The 17,312-nt window shown below is 30.9% G+C and carries 14 protein-coding genes; 5 read left to right on the top strand and 9 right to left on the bottom strand.

The genetic code is table 11. The features are described from left to right. Nucleotides 1-135 precede the first annotated feature (135 nt). From CUEA01_RS22330 to dapB, 6 genes are all read right to left on the bottom strand, one after another. Nucleotides 136-1,689: a glycoside hydrolase family 28 protein gene (locus tag CUEA01_RS22330; protein ID WP_234124400.1), complete on the bottom strand. Its 1,554-nt coding sequence runs from the start codon at nt 1,687-1,689 to the stop codon at nt 136-138. An 18-nt stretch (nt 1,690-1,707) separates the two neighbouring features. Further along, entirely contained in the window at nt 1,708-2,349 is a 642-nt protein-coding gene (locus CUEA01_RS22325) for a lactate utilization protein (protein WP_234124398.1), read from the bottom strand. Between the two features lie 376 nt (nt 2,350-2,725). Next, the gene (locus CUEA01_RS22320) at nt 2,726-4,267 is read right to left on the bottom strand and encodes an MFS transporter (protein WP_234124396.1); all 1,542 of its coding nucleotides are present in this window, start codon (nt 4,265-4,267) and stop codon (nt 2,726-2,728) included. 21 nt (nt 4,268-4,288) lie between these two features. Then, complete coding sequence (locus CUEA01_RS22315; protein ID WP_234124394.1) at nt 4,289-5,089, bottom strand: polysaccharide deacetylase family protein; 801 nt, start codon at nt 5,087-5,089, stop codon at nt 4,289-4,291. A gap of 120 nt (nt 5,090-5,209) precedes the next feature. Then, nucleotides 5,210-6,307 (bottom strand): glycoside hydrolase family 88/105 protein, encoded by a 1,098-nt coding sequence (locus tag CUEA01_RS22310; protein ID WP_234124392.1) that lies wholly within the window; start codon nt 6,305-6,307, stop codon nt 5,210-5,212. 726 nt (nt 6,308-7,033) lie between these two features. Beyond that, the gene (dapB, locus tag CUEA01_RS22305; protein WP_234124391.1) at nt 7,034-7,858 is read right to left on the bottom strand and encodes a 4-hydroxy-tetrahydrodipicolinate reductase; all 825 of its coding nucleotides are present in this window, start codon (nt 7,856-7,858) and stop codon (nt 7,034-7,036) included. 432 nt (nt 7,859-8,290) lie between these two features. On the opposite strand from dapB, the gene CUEA01_RS22300 reads away from it, so the two are divergent. Both CUEA01_RS22300 and CUEA01_RS22295 read left to right on the top strand, forming a co-directional pair. Continuing rightward, nucleotides 8,291-8,923, top strand: coding sequence for a TrkA C-terminal domain-containing protein (locus CUEA01_RS22300; protein ID WP_234124389.1), 633 nt, complete (start codon nt 8,291-8,293; stop codon nt 8,921-8,923). Nucleotides 8,924-9,113: 190 nt separating this feature from the next. Next, the gene (locus CUEA01_RS22295; protein WP_234124388.1) at nt 9,114-10,448 is read left to right on the top strand and encodes a CCA tRNA nucleotidyltransferase; all 1,335 of its coding nucleotides are present in this window, start codon (nt 9,114-9,116) and stop codon (nt 10,446-10,448) included. Between the two features lie 215 nt (nt 10,449-10,663). Here CUEA01_RS22295 and CUEA01_RS22290 read toward each other — a convergent pair whose 3' ends face one another. The 3 genes from CUEA01_RS22290 to CUEA01_RS22280 all read right to left on the bottom strand — a co-directional run bounded on the left by CUEA01_RS22290 (nt 10,664) and on the right by CUEA01_RS22280 (nt 15,249). After that, on the bottom strand, nt 10,664-11,470 hold the full coding sequence (locus tag CUEA01_RS22290) for a YibE/F family protein (protein ID WP_234124386.1): 807 nt from the start codon (nt 11,468-11,470) through the stop codon (nt 10,664-10,666). Next, nucleotides 11,467-12,609 (bottom strand): YibE/F family protein, encoded by a 1,143-nt coding sequence (locus CUEA01_RS22285; protein WP_234124385.1) that lies wholly within the window; start codon nt 12,607-12,609, stop codon nt 11,467-11,469. The genes CUEA01_RS22290 and CUEA01_RS22285 overlap by 4 nt, the downstream gene beginning before the upstream one ends. Before the next feature lie 315 nt (nt 12,610-12,924). Then, nucleotides 12,925-15,249, bottom strand: a complete 2,325-nt coding sequence (locus CUEA01_RS22280) for a bifunctional metallophosphatase/5'-nucleotidase (protein ID WP_234124383.1) — start codon at nt 15,247-15,249, stop codon at nt 12,925-12,927. A gap of 362 nt (nt 15,250-15,611) precedes the next feature. Between CUEA01_RS22280 and CUEA01_RS22275 the strand changes: the two genes are divergently transcribed. Genes CUEA01_RS22275 through CUEA01_RS22265 form a run of 3 tightly spaced genes read left to right on the top strand, consistent with a single transcriptional unit; the run spans nt 15,612 to nt 17,006 of the window. After that, nucleotides 15,612-15,806 carry a DUF1858 domain-containing protein gene (locus CUEA01_RS22275; RefSeq protein ID WP_234124381.1) on the top strand — a complete coding sequence of 65 codons (195 nt, stop codon included), beginning with the start codon at nt 15,612-15,614 and terminating at the stop codon, nt 15,804-15,806. A 14-nt stretch (nt 15,807-15,820) separates the two neighbouring features. Next, nucleotides 15,821-16,447: a hypothetical protein gene (locus CUEA01_RS22270; protein ID WP_234124379.1), complete on the top strand. Its 627-nt coding sequence runs from the start codon at nt 15,821-15,823 to the stop codon at nt 16,445-16,447. Nucleotides 16,448-16,451: 4 nt separating this feature from the next. Next, nucleotides 16,452-17,006: a hemerythrin domain-containing protein gene (locus CUEA01_RS22265; protein ID WP_234124378.1), complete on the top strand. Its 555-nt coding sequence runs from the start codon at nt 16,452-16,454 to the stop codon at nt 17,004-17,006. Nucleotides 17,007-17,312: the final 306 nt, after the last annotated feature.

Genomic DNA, 17,312 nt, shown 5'->3' with positions numbered 1-17,312 from the left:
GTGCTAAGCGAAGCTTATAATTTAAGATTTGCCTGACAAAAGGAAGGCAAATCAACCTTCATTGTGCATTGTGAACTGTGAATTGTGAATTGATTAAATTACTTCGCAATAATTTTAAGTTACGTATTACCCATTTTAATTTGCATAATCATCAACATTTAATGTAGTTATTTTATCAGTTAAAGCTTTTTCAATAGTTACATTTTTAAGAAGTAGATGATTTATATTGTTAAAATACATTCCATGTCTCTTCATTGGTTCTAGAAAACTCATCATATCAGCATAGCCTTCTTCGGCGTTTTCATCGAATTCAACGGATACATTTTTCATTTCAACTCTCTCAATTTTTTGTTCCGGAAGACCGTACATGAAGGTTGCACAAACTTTAGCATCTGTGCAGGTAACATTTTCTATATATATTTCTCCAATATAAGGGGTTCTGTCATCTACGGGTAGTTTTTCTTTATCCCATACATATTTCGTTTTACCATCTGCATCGCAGTAATAAAATGAATTTATAGCAAAAGGAGTTAAGACCTTGTCCATTTTTATATTTTTTACATGAATGTTATCTATAATTCCCTTTGAACCACGTCCTCTTCTTGTCTTTATTCTAAGGCCTCTATCGGTGGAATCAAATATACATTTTTCTATAAAAATAGATTTAATTCCAGAGGACATTTCACTTCCAAGAACTACCGCACCATGTCCAAATTTCATATTGCAGTTTCTAATTGATATATTTTCTGAAGGAACAGGATTTTTTTTGCTTATATCTATTTTGCCTGATTTTATTGCTATGCAGTCATCTCCAACAGAAAAAGTATTTCCGAGTATAAGAACATCCTTTGAAGATTCTGGGTCTAATGCATCTGTATTTGGAGCATCAAAAGGGTTTTGTATGTCGAGTTTTATAAATTTTAATTCTTCACACATTAAAGGATGGATTGTCCAAGAAGGAGAATTTTTTATAGTTATTCCTTCCATAAGTATATTTTTGCAGGAGTTTAAAAATATAGTTCTTGGTCTCCAGGCTATTCTTTTTTCCTTTGCTTTAAACCACCAAGTGTCATAATCAGCGTTACCGTCTATAGTACCGCTGCCTATAATATTCACGTTGTGGACAGCAATTCCTGTAATTAAGCTTGCAAAGCAGTCAGCTTCATTTCCTTCCCAAGATCCAAGATAAAAATCTTTTTCAGTACCAGTGATTGTACCTTTAAGTATAGGATAATTTTCTCTTTCCTTTAATCCAAGTAGAGTTGCTCCTTTTTTTAATTCAATAGTTATATCACTTTTTAGAAATAAAGGTCCTGTAAGATAGGTTCCTTCAGGTATTATAACTCTTCCATTGGTAGGACAGCATTGAATTGCAGCTTGTAAAAATGCAGTTACTACAGTTTTACCATCACCCACAGCTCCAAAATCTAATACATTTATTGAAGCAACTTCAAAATGTGTTTTTATATTTAAAATAGGGCTTTTATCTTTAGTTAAAGTATCTTCAATAAAAACATTATAATTTGTATTGGGTTTTAAATCGGTTATTGTAAAGACATTTTCATCAGTTGTAAAAATTTTTTCACCATTTAAGTATAAATCAGCTTTATTTTTTAAATAGAAACACTCACAATTTTTTATTTCAAATGAAGCAGATGTAGATGTTGATGCAACTAAATTTAAATTCATAATTATTCACTCCTCATTTTAGTAGCCAAGTTCATCGGCTATTATGATGATCTTGATTCTTCCTTCAAATTTTATTCCATTGTGGATGATTGTTGTAAAGTTACATATTCTTTTTTTACAATCACAATCAACACAAAAACCTGTTTCAACACATGGAGTTTCGTGATGTATTCTCTTAGAGTTCATAGGAGCTATTTCTCTTATTCGCTTAAAGGCAGCATCTATGTTTTCTACAATCTTGTTTACTCCTGCTACTATTATTACATTTTTAGGTCCGAAAATCATTGGGGCAACTCTGTTACCAGTGCAATCAGTATTAACTAGTTCGCCATTTTCAGTAATTGCATTAGTTCCTGTAATTAAATAATCTGCAGTTAAAGCTTGTCTGTGAATTTCAACTATATCGGGATTAAAGGGCAAATCTTGATATCTATCAAAAAATTTATAGTTTCCATTTCTTAAAATATCAACGAGTCCCATTTCACCAAGAGTAGTTGAACCTCCCATAGCTACACTTGAACCTTCATCAATCATAGAAAGAAGAAGTTTCTTAGCATCCTCTAAAGTTTCTACGTAGGAGGCTTTAAAGTGTCTTTTATTTAACGTTTCAACTATTTTTTTTGCTTTGCATATATTCTTCCATTTTTTTATTTCGTCCATTAAAACTCACCTCTAATTTGTTAGTTTTGGAACTGTGGCACAAAAATATTTTTGACAAAAATTTAAATATTGCGAATTAAATCAATTCACAATTCACGATGCACAATTCACAATGAAGGATGATTTTATGTAGCAAAGCTACATAAAATCTTAAAACTTATTTTTTTATTGCTTTCGCAATAGCACCATTTATGGTGCTAAGCGAAGCTTATAATATTTAAGTTTAAGATTTACCTGACGTAAGGAAGGCAAATCATCCTTCATTGTGCATTGTGAACTGTGAATTGTGAATTGATTAAATTAATTCGCAATAATTTTAAGTTATTCATTAAATGAGCTTATTGCGACAAATCCTTTAATTAAGGTTTATATATTCTTATAACGTAGTAGAACTTGTGTTAGCAACTTTATTAGTATAGGCTACATTATTATGTCCAAAACATTGTTCGTATTTCCAGCCTGTTAATGCTTCAACAGCTGCTTTTGCTTCTGGAGTTACATCAGACATTGAACCTCCAGTTTTAATTCTTTCTACTTCATCAACTAAGGCTTTGTGAGTTTCTTTTGTAAGTTTAAATCTTGAAGCTGCAATCCAAGCGATTAAAAGTAATACTATTGGAAATACAATTGTAACTACAGAAATACCAGTTATTGCACTAGTAGGTTGTTTTGGAAAATGCTTAGCTTTTGCACTTGTACTTATGAAACCAAATACAGATAACCCAATTCCAAGTACAAAGGATTCTATTGAAGTAGCAAGCTTACCGAATAAGCCGTTAATTCCATTGTAAATACCTTCTCTTCTTTTTAAAGTAATGGCTTCATCTATATCTGCAATGAAACCCATTTGGTAAGTTGGAACATAATCAACAGCTGCTTTACCTATGATGTTAACGATAGAGAAAACTGTAAATAAAATTAAAGTCATAGAATTGTGCCCTGTAAATGCGAGGTATACGTAGCCTAAAAGTGTAGCAAAGATTATTACAGTACCTATTTTATAAGTTTTTGGGCCACCAATTTTATAGGCTATTATTATATATACAAAAACGGCTACAAGAGAAAGTCCAGAAGAAATACTATTTACGGCAGATACGTTAACTGTATTTAAACTTAAAACATATACTGCAAAGAAAGTAAGAACTCCACCTGCAAGTTGCTTGTAAACACTACCTAAGAACCACATAGTACTGTGAAGTCTAAAAGCTCTGTTTCTCATGCAGGAAACTAAATCTACTCCAAGCTTTTTAAATACTTCTAAAAGAGAAGTTGCAGAATCTTCGTAGACCGCTGTCTTAGGATCTCTTTCATATACATTAAATATGAAGAATAATAAAGCTACTGTGTTTATGATACCCCAAACAAGGCCTATATACCAAAAGGATGTAGCAGAAGTTTTGCCATAATGACCAAAAATATAAGCAGTTAGTAAACCAGATATAAAACCTGCTAAAGTACCACAGTATTGTTTACCACCAATAAGTTTTGCTTTTTCAGCAGCATTTTGAGTCATTTCAGCTGGAAGGGTTGTTCCAGGTACGAAAATAAGAGTATAAGATATTTCATATATCATATTAACAACAAAATAATAAATAAATGATTTACCTGATATCCATAGGCAAGGGAATATAATAGCTATTCCAACTATTCCAATTGCGATAATTGGCTTTCTTCTTCCAAATCGCCTACCAAATTTTGTTTGACCTAAGCCATCACTTATAAAACCTAATACTGGATTTCCGATGGCATCTATAAGTCGGGCAATTCCGAATATAGATCCTGCCTTTATTGGATTAATTCCACAAACTGTAGTATAAAAGAATAATAGCCAAGCGGACATTAAACCTTGGGCTCCGCTGCCTAGAAAGTTTATACTTGAATAACCAAGTATATTTCTTAATTTAATTTTTTCTTTCATAATTTATACCCCCAATTTAATTTAAAACAATTTTATTTGAGTTCCGCCTTTTATTTCTATTGGTTTACCATCAACGGTAAGCCAAGCTGATTTGGCAGATGGATTATAAACGAAATCACCTTTTGCAGAAAACTTTAAGTTGTCTAGTAAGTTTTTGTAATCTACTATTTCAATATTTGTTGCATACCAAATATCATCTTTATTGGATACGTAATCACAGAAGCTTTCTATGAGTTCCCAATTATTATCTCTTTCAAATTCATAACTGTGACCCCAAACATACATAAGATATAAATATTGTTTTTTATGCAATGAAACAAACTCTTTGGCATGTTCCATTAAATTATGATTATGATGACAAGTTGCTTCCCAAGCTAGAAAATCTTTGGGAAAGTCAAAGGAATCGGTGTTCCCAACAATTCGTGAATATTCTATGCCTAAATGCTTAAGAAGTTCTATTATTGACTCGTTATAGGAACCATTGGGATAAGAAAGGCCCCTTACGGTATATCCAACAATTTCCTCTAGGTTTTCCCTGTCTTCGAGAATTTGTTTTACTATTTGTCCATCTGGACATCTTGCTAGTGTTGGATGAGTTAGTGTATGGGAAGAAACTTCATGTCCAACATAAAGATTTCTAACTTCATCTTTGTTTAAGCGATTTTCTGTACCAATAAGCCCTGAATTTATGTGAAAAGTACCCCTAATGCCGTATTTATTAAAGATATTTACTAATTTTTTATCAGGTAATTTTCCATCATCATAACTCATAGTTAAGACTTTAAATTTTCCATTGGGAAAACATTTAAAAATGCTTTTCACCAAAAATCACCTCGATTTACAATTAAATTGTAGTTATTTGAGTTTTATAACTTAAATTTACATCTAAACGTTTAGAATGTAAAATTATATAGATATACTACTTAAAAATCAATTATCACTCTACTCTGATTTAAATTGTAATTCGTATTCAGCTGAAGCAAGTAAGAACGGTCCAAGTCCTTTTGGTTCATTGCTTACTATTGGTTCACTTATATAATAGGTAAAGCTTCCATCTCTTTGGTCTTTTCCTCCTAAACCAGCAACAGAGCAAATCTTATTTAAGTTTATAAGTCCAGTTTTAGTCTCTAAGATAAATTCATCTATAAGACCAATATAAGCTTGTTTTGCAGTTTCTTTTAATATTTCAGGTAAATAGCCTTTTCTTGTACCTTTAAGTAATGCATATACTATCATTGATGAACCTGAAGCTTCCAAATAGTTTCCTTTTCTTGTAGGTTCGTCTAAAACTTGATACCATACGTGGCTTTCTTTATCTTGAACTTTAAGTAAAGCTTGTATACAATTATTGAATATATCAATAAGCTTTGGTCTATCTTTATGGTCGTCAGGTAAAACTTCAAGGGTATCAGCTAAGGCCATTACATACCACCCCATTGATCTTCCCCAGAAGTGAGGTGATAGACCAGTTTTTTTATCAGCCCAAATTTGCTTTTTAGCTTCATCAAAAGCGTGATATAAGAGACCCGTTTTTTCATCTTTTAAATTTTTTTCACACATTATAAATTGGGTAGTTACATCATCAAAATCTGATTTTGGTCCAAATTCTTTTATATATTTAGCATAAAAAGTTGCTCCCATGTATAATCCATCAAGCCATATTTGATGAGGGTACATTTTTTTGTGCCAAAAAACGTTTTCTTCTGTCCTAGGATGAGTATTAAGTTGCTCTCTTAATATATCTAGGGCTTTTTTATATTTTTCATTTCCAGTTTCTTTATAGAGTGTTATCAATACTTTCCCATTATTTAAATGATCTAGATTATATTCATCTAGGTGATATCCATCTATGGTTCCATCGTCACATATAAAATGATCCATAGTTTTTATTATGAAGTCTAGATATTTTTTATCTTTTGTATTTTTGTATACTTCTGCTATGCCGTCTAAAGTAAGTCCATACTCATAACCCCAATGATCTGTTAAGTTTATGTTTTTGGCGATTATTGAATCTGCCATCCATTTTGAATATGATTTCATGTAAAACACCTCTTTATTAATACAGTTAAGTCCGTAAATGTTTACAAAGACCTGTTAACGTGAACAATTATTTGAATGATGAATGTAAATAAAACTAGTTGATTATAAGTATATATTTGCGTACACTTGTGAATATCCTCTATTGAATATAATATGAAACATTATAAGTATAATATAACTAAATTTTATAAACAAATACGTTAACGTTAACACAAGTTTATCGTATCATCATAAATTGATGTTGTCAATATGGTAAATAAAAAATTATTGGGTAAATATTTTTTATAAGATAGGGATGGTTGACAATAGTCTTAGCCGCTAGATATAAAAAACAAGGGCTAGAGCACCATTTCAACTAACGTGAAATATATACATAAAAGGCATTAGAATATATTGCTTGAATGTGAGAAAGTGGCAATTATATGATGATTTGAATTAGAGTTAACGTTAACAATATAATAAAATACTGATAGAAAGAATACTTTATGGAAGGTTATGTACTAGATTTTTTAATAAATTTTTTCTTGATGTTAAAATAGGCAAGTTATTAAATTTTTGAATGGCTTGCCTATTTTATGTTATTAAAGTTTATCTATACTTCTAATTTTCCATGATAAATTTGGCGGTTTTAATTTTCAGGTTCTAAATGGCTTGTTTGCAAAAAAATGGGCTAAGTTGTTATAAAAACGATATGAAAAATTGATTGATGCTAAATTAACATTTTTATTAAGAGTTGATGGCCAGATTACCATCTATTGTATCAATATATTCGTGTAATATTTCTTTTAAGTTAAGCACATTGTTCATTTCATAATAGCCTGATTTATTATAAATATAATTTATTGCCTTAATAGCACCTAGTGAAAAAGCTTGTCTAGAAAATGATTCGTGGCTTATCTCTATTTGATCATACTCACCAATTATAAGAACTTTATGTTTTCCGATTATGCCACCGGCACGTATTGCATTTATGGGAATAGTTTTGTCATATGTTCCCGAGACTTCAAGTCCATGTTCTATTTCATCTGATAGTTTTAATGCAGTACCAGATGGAGAGTCTTTCTTATTTTTATAATGCATCTCAACAATTTCAAAATCATAATTGTTTAATACAGTTGCGGCTATATTACTTAGAAGCATTACTACGTTTACACCTAAAGTAATGTTTGGTGCATAGACTATACCATTTTTAAATTCGTAGGATAAATTTTGAATTTTTTTAATTTCTTCTTTAGTAAATCCTGTGGTGCCTATTACAATATTTACTTTCATTCTTGATAAAATAGGGATATTTTTCATCGTTGCCGATGCCGAAGAGAAGTCTACTACAACGTCGGGCTTAGTTTTAAAAATAATAGATTCCATTTCGTCAGAAGAAGCTATTTTTATATTTGTTTCTGAAGTCCCAAGGAATTTGCCTAAATCCATTCCTTTTTTAATACTTCCAGGGCTGCAGATTGCTGCTACAATTTGCATATTATCTGATTTTAAGATATTTTGTGCAACGTATATTCCTGTTTTGCCCAAGCCTATTATGCCTACTTTAATCAAATTAATTACCTCCTTTATATTTACGAGCTTGTAGGATAAAGAACTCGTTTTTAGTATTACATTACTTATTTTTGTAAAGTGACAACTTAATTATATCACAGAGGTTGTTTGTTGTCATTAATATTTAAGTAAAGACATATTTTGTTAACAATTTTCATTATTACATAAGGTAAATGCTGAATTAGGGTTTACATAGTTAAAGTTATAATTTATACTAATTATTGTTTAGGTAATAAAGATAAACAACTTGAAACTTCAAAATTAATTTGTATCAAAATGCCATCTTCTGGGCATTATGATGTAAATTGATTTTGGTAGTTGAACTGGTTTATCTATAGGTAAGCAATTTATCAAGCAGAGTACAGAGTAAGTTAAATGTATTGGAAGGAGGCTTTACTTCAATATATACTATAAATTGGAGTAAAATTTTAAATGCCATCAAAGTATGAGCCGAAATCTGTCTATCAAAAGATAGCAATTGATATAGCAAATAGAATATTAAGTGGTGATTTTTCTGTAGGTGATAAAATTCTAGGAAGGTCATCTCTTTCAAGCCAGTACAATGTTTCACCTGAAACGATAAGAAGGGCAGTTACTCTTTTGAGTGAAATGGATGTAGTGGAAGTTATAAGGGGCAGCGGAATTATAGTTAAATCAGTAGACAATTGTTTTAAGTTTATGAATAAATTTAAAGACATAGGGTTTATCAATTCTTCTAAAGATGAAATTTTAGAGCTTTTAGACAAAAGAAATGCAATAGAAAAAAAGGTTGAGGAGAAAATTAGTGAACTTATAGATTATTCAGATAGATTTGTAAATACTAACCCATTTATGCCCTTTGAATTTAAAATATATAAAGGGCTTAACATCATCGGAAAGACCGTGTCTGAAAGTAATTTTTGGCAAAATACAAATGCCACTATAGTAGGAATAAGAAGAGAAGGTAAATTAATAATTTCTCCTGGACCTTGTTATGTATTTAAAGAAGGAGATGTTTTTTTTGCAATAGGTGAAGAAAATGCCTATTCTAAAATTAAAAGATTTATTTATGGAGAAAATAAGTAATTTATAAAAGCATAATGAAATTTCAGTGAAATTTGAGCCATATTGGAGAAATCTAATATGGTTTTTATTCATGAAGCTTAACTTATACATGTTTTAAAAGGGCATCTTCAGGTAATTATGATACATGTATAAGTTAATAGCTGAGTTGGTAACCCTATAAAATAAAAGCGTTATGAAGTAGGTGAATTAAATGATTAAGGTGCCAAAATGGGCGGATTATATTATAAATAAATTACAAGAAAAAAACTTTGAGGCTTATGCTGTTGGTGGATGTGTGCGGGATAGCTTACTTTCAAAGGAACCGAATGATTGGGATATAACAACTTCAGCAAAACCGGAGGATACAATGAAAATATTTGAGGCTTTAGGACATAAGGTGATTCCAACTGGTATAAAGCATGGTACTGTGACGGTTATTGCAGAGAAAATACCATATGAAATAACAACCTTTAGAGTAGATGGAGACTATTCAGATGGAAGACATCCGGATAAGGTTGAGTTTACAGATGATTTAAGGGAGGATTTATCTAGAAGAGATTTTACAATAAACGCAATGGCGTATAATTTAAAGAATGGTCTAGTGGATTACTTTAAAGGAAAACAGGATTTAGATAATAAAATAATTAGATGTGTTGGAAATGCAAATGAAAGATTTAATGAAGATGCACTAAGAATGCTTCGGGCAGTAAGATTTTCAGCACAGCTAGGTTTTAAACTTCAAGAGGAAACAGGTGCAGCAATAAAGAAAAATCATGCACTTATAAAAAATGTATCTAAGGAAAGAATTCAAATTGAAATAAATAAAATTTTGTTATCAGATAACCCTGATTATATAGCTAAATTAAATGAATATAAATTGTTAGAAGATGTAATGCCAGAATATTCAGTTTGTTTTGATTGCAGACAAAATAATCCGTATCACATTTACAATGTTGGAGTGCACATACAAAATTCCATAAAGTATATAGAACAAAATTTAGCGTTGAGGCTTACTATGCTTTTTCATGACATTGGAAAGCCTTTATGCAAAACTACTGATGAAAAAGGTATAGATCATTTTTATGCACATGCAGCAAAATCTTCTGATATGGCAGAAGAAATATTGAGAAATTTGAAATATGATAATGATACCATAAGGAAGGTTATAACTTTAGTTAAATTCCACGATGCAGAGCTAAATAGTGCAAAGCAAATACGAAAAGTTCTAAGCAAAATAGGAGAAGAAAATTTTATAGATCTTCTTAAGGTAAAAGAAGCTGATATAAGTGCACAAAATCCTAAAAAGCATGAAGATAGATATGAAAAAATGGCTCTTATTAAAGATACTTTTAGCAAAATAATTGAAGAAAAGGACTGCTTTAAGCTAAAGGATTTAAAGGTGAATGGAAGGGATTTAATGGAGCTTGGCATGAGAAATGGCAAATTAGTTGGGAGTACACTTAATAAATTGCTTGAAATTGTAATTGAGAAACCTGAACTCAATGATAGGGAAAAGTTATTGAGTTATGTTAGGAAAAACTTATAGAGCAGAGTACAAAGTACAGAGTACAATGAAGGTGGATTTACCTTCCTCTTGTCAGGCAAATCTTAGAACTTATATAACGTCATATTCACTGAACACTAATTGTGGTGAGATTGCGTGAGCATTAAGTTTTAAGATTTTTCGTAGCGCTAGCGGGGAAAAATCATCCTTCATTGTACTTTGTACTCTGTACTTTGTACTTTGACTGTAGTCTCACTCTACTCTTTACTTTGTTTTTTGTTTTCTGCCTTTGCTCCTAATATATTTATTTTGGGCAGCTTAAGAAACAAAAATTCCGACATAATAAAAGCAGTAACAGGTATGATTAAAATAATACCAACACCTCCGCATAAGCTTTGAAATACCTCTGAACAAAATACCTTACTATTTAGTATATCAGCAAAGGAAGAATGAATCTCAGTGAAGTATATTATAAGCGTCATAAAACTTCCTATATATGCGAAAAGCAAGGTGTTAGTCATGGTACCTAAAATGTCTCTTCCAATGTTAAGCCCAGATTTTATAAGGCTTTTTTTTGTTACAGAGCTGTTTTGCTTAGACAGTTCATACATAGAAGAAGAAATAGAAATAGACACATCTATAACGGCACTAATAAGTCCAAGCAGAATCTGGCTTGTAACTACCTTTGAAAAATCAACGTTAATATAAAAGGAAAGATAGGCTATAGATTCAATTTCCTCACTGGAAAACCCTTGGATTTTAGCATTGCTCCCCATTTTATAGGTTATAAGTGCTGTGAAGAAAACAACAAGCATTACAGCTATAAGTGAAGATACAGTTTTAACATTGATGCCATTAATATAAAACAAAGTTATAATGCTTATTAATATACACCCTATAATGGTTACTTTAATTGGATCAATGCCCGCAGCTATAAGTATAAGCAGGATAAACATTATTAAAAAATTAAAAATCAACGTTAAAAAGGATCTAAAACCTCTTTTACCGCCAATTATTATCATTAAAATTAAAAGAAGTATTAAAAGAATAAAAGGTACATTCATGATTTCATAAATCCTCCAATCTTTTTATTTTTAAGAAAGAATATGGAAGTAAATATGCAAACAGGGATGCTGATTACTATTCCAATACTGCCAATTAGTGCTCTTGTAATTTCAAGAGAAATATTTAAGGTTACAATATTTGATAGTGAAAAATTATTTGCCATAAGCACTATTATTACAGGTATGCTTCCACTTATGTATGCAAAGGATAAGGTGTTTGCCATTGTTCCCATGATATCCTTACCTATTTCCATGCCTGAGTTAATAAGAGATTTTGTTTCAATAGATGGATTTTGTAAAAAAATTTCACCTATAGAAGAGGAAATTGAAACAGCTATATCCATTATTGCACCAAGCGTACCTATAAGTATCTCCATGTAAAAAATAGGTTTAGGCGGATGATTTAAAAAGTTTAGTTCCTCAAAGTGAATTCCATTTGCTGAGTTTGTAAGTATTACTATCATGGCTATAAGCATAGTTATGGACGTTCCTAAGAGAGTTCCTATTATGGCTGAAGCTGCCTTTTTATTTATTCCACATACTATGATAAGCGATAAGACTATGAAAAGCACACTGGCAATTATACAAGCAACTACCAAGTTAACACCAGCCATAAAAAGTTCGATGGCTATAGAAAAAATTGCAATATTAAGTAATACACTGCTTAGAGATTTTAAACCCTTTAAACGACCTATGATTAAAATTAAGAGTATAAATATCGCTACTATATATATTAGGTATTTATCACGCTTTAAATCTAATATACTTGCTGAGGATATTTTATTTTTAGAATTTAATTTTATAGAAATAAAAACCTCGTTACCTTTAGTTAGCTTAAAATCTCTAGCCTGTGAATATGAGGTTGTATTTTCAAGGGATATTTTTTGACCTTTAAAGGTACCATTCATTATTACAGCAGTAATTTTTTGTTTTGTAAGTGGTTCTGTTAAAACATTTGTGCTGCTAGATTTAACATTAGTGTTAGATACAGATAATACTTTAGCTATTGTTCTCTTATAAAGCCCTTCGTTTCTATCTCCAAAATAAAAAAGCAGTAAGAAAAAGATTAATAATAGCAATATGTAGATTGAAAATTTATTGCTTTTGATTTTCTTTAATAAATTTAAATTAGTTTTCATATAAGTTAAACCTCCTTTCAATTACTATAACACATTAATATTAATAAATTATTAATATTACAATAGCCAAATATATCAAAGAGTATAAAGTTAATAAATTGCATCTATACTTAATTAACAACCTAAAAGTATTGCAAAACAATTAAAACAATTCACAATTCACAGTTCACAATGCACAATGAAGGATGATTTGCCTTCCTTTCGTCAGGTAAATCATCCTTCATTGTGAATTGTGCATTGATTTAATGCTCAATATTTAAGATTTAACTACTAAATAAAATTCAATGTAGTAACATTTTTATCCTTAATAAAGTATTAAGCACACTTTTTATTTCTACGTCTTACTTCACTAGCAACAAATAGCATAATTCCTAAAAGAACTACTAATGCTCCTAAATCAATAAGCAAGTTAGCATCCATAAATGAACCAGTTTTAGGTAATTTTGAACCTGAAACTGACTGTGTAGTTGATCCAGTAGTTTTAGTTGAAGTAGGTGTTGTTGTAGTTGTAGTATTTGAAGCAGGATTAGTTGCTGCTTCTGCGGCAGTAAGCTTAGTGTAATTTGTTACTAAACTTTTTTGTGCAGGAGTTAATAGATTGTAGGCTGACCTTGCAGTGGCAATAGCAGTTTTATCTGCTGGTGATACTTTGTTTGAAATTTTATTAATTATATCTGTAACTTTTTCTGCTGCGTAAGAATTTGCTGTTTGTAAATTAACTGTAACTGGAGTTGCTGTACCAGAACCGATTAAATCACTTATATAAGCATCAGCAGCTGCACCAGAAGTTAAGATATTTACAGTATGTGAACCAGAAGGAATATTGCTTATTTTTAATACTCCTTTGGAATCTGTAGTTCCAGATAAAACATTGCTTTTGTCAATAGAATAAAGAACCGTAGCATTTGCTAAATTTTTTGAATCACTTCCAACCAAAGTTAAAGTTGCTGTGTATGGTTTGTAAACATAATTTGATACAACCTTTGATCTTCCTTGAACCATTGGGTAAGAGAAAGTTCCATTTCCCTTTTGTGTTAAGTTAGTTATATATTTAGCAACTATTCCATCTAAAGATGCGCCTTCTCCTATGTTCTTTAAGCTTCCAAGCATAGTATAGCCATCTCCACCACTTACTTCATAGTCGTTTGAAGCTAATACTATTTTAGTAGTAGTATCATTTTTATCAAGCAATTGCTTGTCCGAACCATCAGCATTTAAAAGATATATCTTGTTAACACGATTAAGTGAAGGTTTTGTAGGGTCATATTCAAATCTAATACCAGCTACTTGTGGGAAACGGCCATCAGCACCAGTAAGCACGCCAGTAGTTTGGTCTTGAGATACAACGTGACAAACACCATTTTCAATTACTTGATATAAAATAGCAGGTGTTACTTCTTTAAGTGATAGTATGTTTCCAAAAGGCAATATAGTTGAAATTTGACCTTGTGTAATATCACCTTCAGGTATGGAATCACGTACGCCACCGCCATTTTCTAGAGATACAATTGGAAGATTTTGAAATTCTGTGCCTTGAACTTGTGAATTAGCACTATCTTTCATAGCATCAGCAACTAAATCACCTAGGTTTGTTTCACCTATTCTTGCAACAGATTGGTCATTTACAGTTCCAGCCCAAAGTGCAGTTGAAGTATGTCCTATTTTTGTTGCAAAAAGTTTTTGTTGTTTTGCATTTATTTGAGCAGCTAAAGTAGAAACAGTACTGTCTGGAGTGTATTTAGTAGCATCTGCAGCAGATATCATGTTTTCAGAAGCTGTAACTTTACCATCAGAAGCTACTTTAATATCTAGTCTTCCTAGATTAGCACTATAGCAAACAGTTTGAACTATAAGAGTGTTATTAACTACAGTATTTTCTAAGGTATGACTATGGCCGTCGATTATAGCAGTAATTCCATCTACATTTTTAGCAACATCAGAACTTATAGGATTGCTTGAAGGATCGTCCCCAATATGAGCTATAGCAATTATTACAGAAGCACCTTCTGATTTAAGCTTTGCAACTTCTGTTTTTGCTGTGGCAATAGGGTCTTGAAAAGTAATACCTATTATATTTGCTGGATTAGTCTTATAAGAAGTTTCTTGTGTTGTTATTCCAAAGAAACCAACCTTTAAACCATTAACTGTTTTTATAAAGTCACATCCATTATTTCCATTTACGCCATCTAAGAAAGGTTTGCCATTTTTAATTGTATTGGCTGAAACGACAGGGAAGTTTGCAAGCTTTGCATTAGATAAGGTATTATCTTGTCCATAATCAAATTCATGGTTTCCAAGTACCATACCGTCATATCCTGCTGCATTCATTAGATTTATTACATCTGCACCCTTAGTAAGAGTTGCAAAAGGAAGTCCTTGAGTTGCATCACCTGCATCAATAAGAAGTGAATTTGGTACACTCTTTTTTATTGCAGAAACGTAATCAGAACCAATTTGAGTAAGAACATTGTTTTTGTAAGCATCTAACACACGGCTATGCATATCGTTTGTGTGGAAGATTGTGATATTTACTGGTGCACTTGAAGTAGCAGTAGCATCAGCATGAACAGGAGTTTGAATTCCTAAAAGGCTTACAATCATCATTATTGATACTATGTAAGCTGTAAACTTTTTTTTCATTATTTTTCCCCCTTATATATGAATAAAATATGAATATTATAGAATGACATTAACATTTTACTACATAAACTATATTTATACAATTAATTTGATATAAATAATGTTAAAAAAAATTAACTTTATTAATTAAAGTTTAAATTTATTTTCGTAACCCAGGATACCGAATTAAAAAAAAGTTAATTATATAATAATAGCATAAATTCAGTAAAACATATCCAAAAATTAAAACATAAATTTAAGAATATAGATATACCAGTTCAACTACCAAAATCAATTTGCATCATAATGCTTTGAAGATGGCATTTTGATACAAATTAATTTTGAAGTTTTACATGGTATATCTTTAATGGAGGAAAATATATATGAAAATTTTAAAAGAAATGACAATTGGCGAGGTTGTTAGAAATTATCCAGATAGTGTAGAAGTTTTATTTAGTTTTGGAATGGGCTGCGTAGGATGTCCATCAGCACAAGCGGAAACAATAGAAGAGGCATGTATGGTTCATGGAATAAATGTTGAAGAACTTGTTAAAGCTTTAAACAATTCGGTGAAATAGAAGGAGGAAAGTAAATGAGCGCATTTTTAGGAAAAATTCATTATTGGTTGTACAATAAAATTCAATTACATGAAGAGTTAATAGAAAATATAGCTGAGTTAGCTGAAAAAAACGGTTATGACAGTGTTAGGCTTATAAATGAAAGCTATTCTAAATATGGTTTCCCTATAAAAGGCTCTCTTGAAGATAATATAGAACACAGTAATATCCATGGGTGGCTTCAAGAAAGAATAACAAGTGTAGAAAGCAGATTAGCGTATGTTGTAACCGAATTATTAAATAATGGTGTTATTAATAAAGAAGACATTAAAGATATATTTTATAAAAATGGAGTAAACTCCATGAAAGAACTTGGGATAAGTGAAGGCACAGCAGAGGAATTTTTCAATTTAATTTTTGATCATATGTTAGAGGGAATGCCATGTGACAGGGTGAATGAAGTTACTGAAAATGAACAAAATAAGATTGTATGGAAAACAACAAGGGATTTACACAAAGCTTATTGGGATGAAGTGCATGGAGAGGTTAATAATTTTGATTATTTTGTAGCTGCATGGATAGATGGTTTTCTAAGTGAAAGTGGTTCTGGATATAAATACTATAGAGAAGAAGATGGCAACAATATAATAAGAAAGGGTTGATTTTATGGATGGAATTGTTTTAATGATAGATGAACATAAAAATATAAAAAGAATGCTTGTGGTTATTAGAAAAGCTTGCCTAGATATTATAAAGGAAAAGGAAGCTGATTATAAGGATTTTGAGATGATGATTGATTTTGTAAGAAATTATGCAGATAAGCATCATCATGGAAAGGAAGAAAAATTCTTGTTTAATAGAATGATAGATGAAATTGGCGGACCAGCTGAAAAATTAGTCAAGTATGGAATGCTTGTAGAGCACGATTTTGGAAGACTGTACATGAGTGAGCTTGAGGAGGCACTTAGCAAAGCCAAAGCTGGTGATGAAGAGGCAAAACTTGATATAATAGCTAATGCTATAGGTTATACAAATTTATTAAATAGGCATATAGATAAAGAAGATAATGTTGTATACACTTTCGCTAAGAGAGAACTTAGTAAAGAAACTTTAGATGAAGTAAATGCTGAGTGTGATGAGTTTGAAAAAGAAACGAATAGAGCAGGTGTACAGGATAAATATATTAAAATGTTAGAGGCACTTGAGGAAAAATATAAATAAGAGGATAGTACGCTAAAATTAAAAAATGCGAACTAAATCAATTCACAATTCACGATGCACAATTCACAATGAAGGGTGATTTTCTTCCGCTTTGTTACAGAAAATCTTAAATTTAATTTTTTTATTGCTTTCGCAATAGCACCATTTATGGTGCTAAGCGAAGCTTATAATATTTAAGTTTTAGATTTATCTGACGTAAGGAAGGTAAATCATCCTTCATTGTGCATTGTGAACTGTGAATTGTGAATTGATTAAATTAGTTCGCAATAATTGTGAATGTGGAAGAGTTAAAAAAAGGGAGTTTAT

This window comes from Clostridium hydrogenum (assembly GCF_021432385.1).
GTDB lineage: Bacteria > Bacillota > Clostridia > Clostridiales > Clostridiaceae > Clostridium_S > Clostridium_S hydrogenum.
This window is presented reverse-complemented; position numbering and strand designations above follow the sequence as displayed.

Bases quoted from the DNA above. Each gene is read 5' to 3' on its own strand.
- CUEA01_RS22290 (WP_234124386.1), bottom strand. From the start codon at position 11,470: ATGAATGTACCTTTTATTCTTTTAATACTTCTTTTAATTTTAATGATA.
- CUEA01_RS22275 (WP_234124381.1), top strand. From the start codon at position 15,612: ATGAAAATTTTAAAAGAAATGACAATTGGCGAGGTTGTTAGAAATTAT.
- CUEA01_RS22280 (WP_234124383.1), bottom strand. From the start codon at position 15,249: ATGAAAAAAAAGTTTACAGCTTACATAGTATCAATAATGATGATTGTA.
- CUEA01_RS22330 (WP_234124400.1), bottom strand. From the start codon at position 1,689: ATGAATTTAAATTTAGTTGCATCAACATCTACATCTGCTTCATTTGAA.
- CUEA01_RS22325 (WP_234124398.1), bottom strand. From the start codon at position 2,349: ATGGACGAAATAAAAAAATGGAAGAATATATGCAAAGCAAAAAAAATA.
- CUEA01_RS22270 (WP_234124379.1), top strand. From the start codon at position 15,821: ATGAGCGCATTTTTAGGAAAAATTCATTATTGGTTGTACAATAAAATT.
- CUEA01_RS22320 (WP_234124396.1), bottom strand. From the start codon at position 4,267: ATGAAAGAAAAAATTAAATTAAGAAATATACTTGGTTATTCAAGTATA.
- CUEA01_RS22265 (WP_234124378.1), top strand. From the start codon at position 16,452: ATGGATGGAATTGTTTTAATGATAGATGAACATAAAAATATAAAAAGA.
- CUEA01_RS22285 (WP_234124385.1), bottom strand. From the start codon at position 12,609: ATGAAAACTAATTTAAATTTATTAAAGAAAATCAAAAGCAATAAATTT.
- CUEA01_RS22310 (WP_234124392.1), bottom strand. From the start codon at position 6,307: ATGAAATCATATTCAAAATGGATGGCAGATTCAATAATCGCCAAAAAC.
- CUEA01_RS22300 (WP_234124389.1), top strand. From the start codon at position 8,291: ATGCCATCAAAGTATGAGCCGAAATCTGTCTATCAAAAGATAGCAATT.
- CUEA01_RS22295 (WP_234124388.1), top strand. From the start codon at position 9,114: ATGATTAAGGTGCCAAAATGGGCGGATTATATTATAAATAAATTACAA.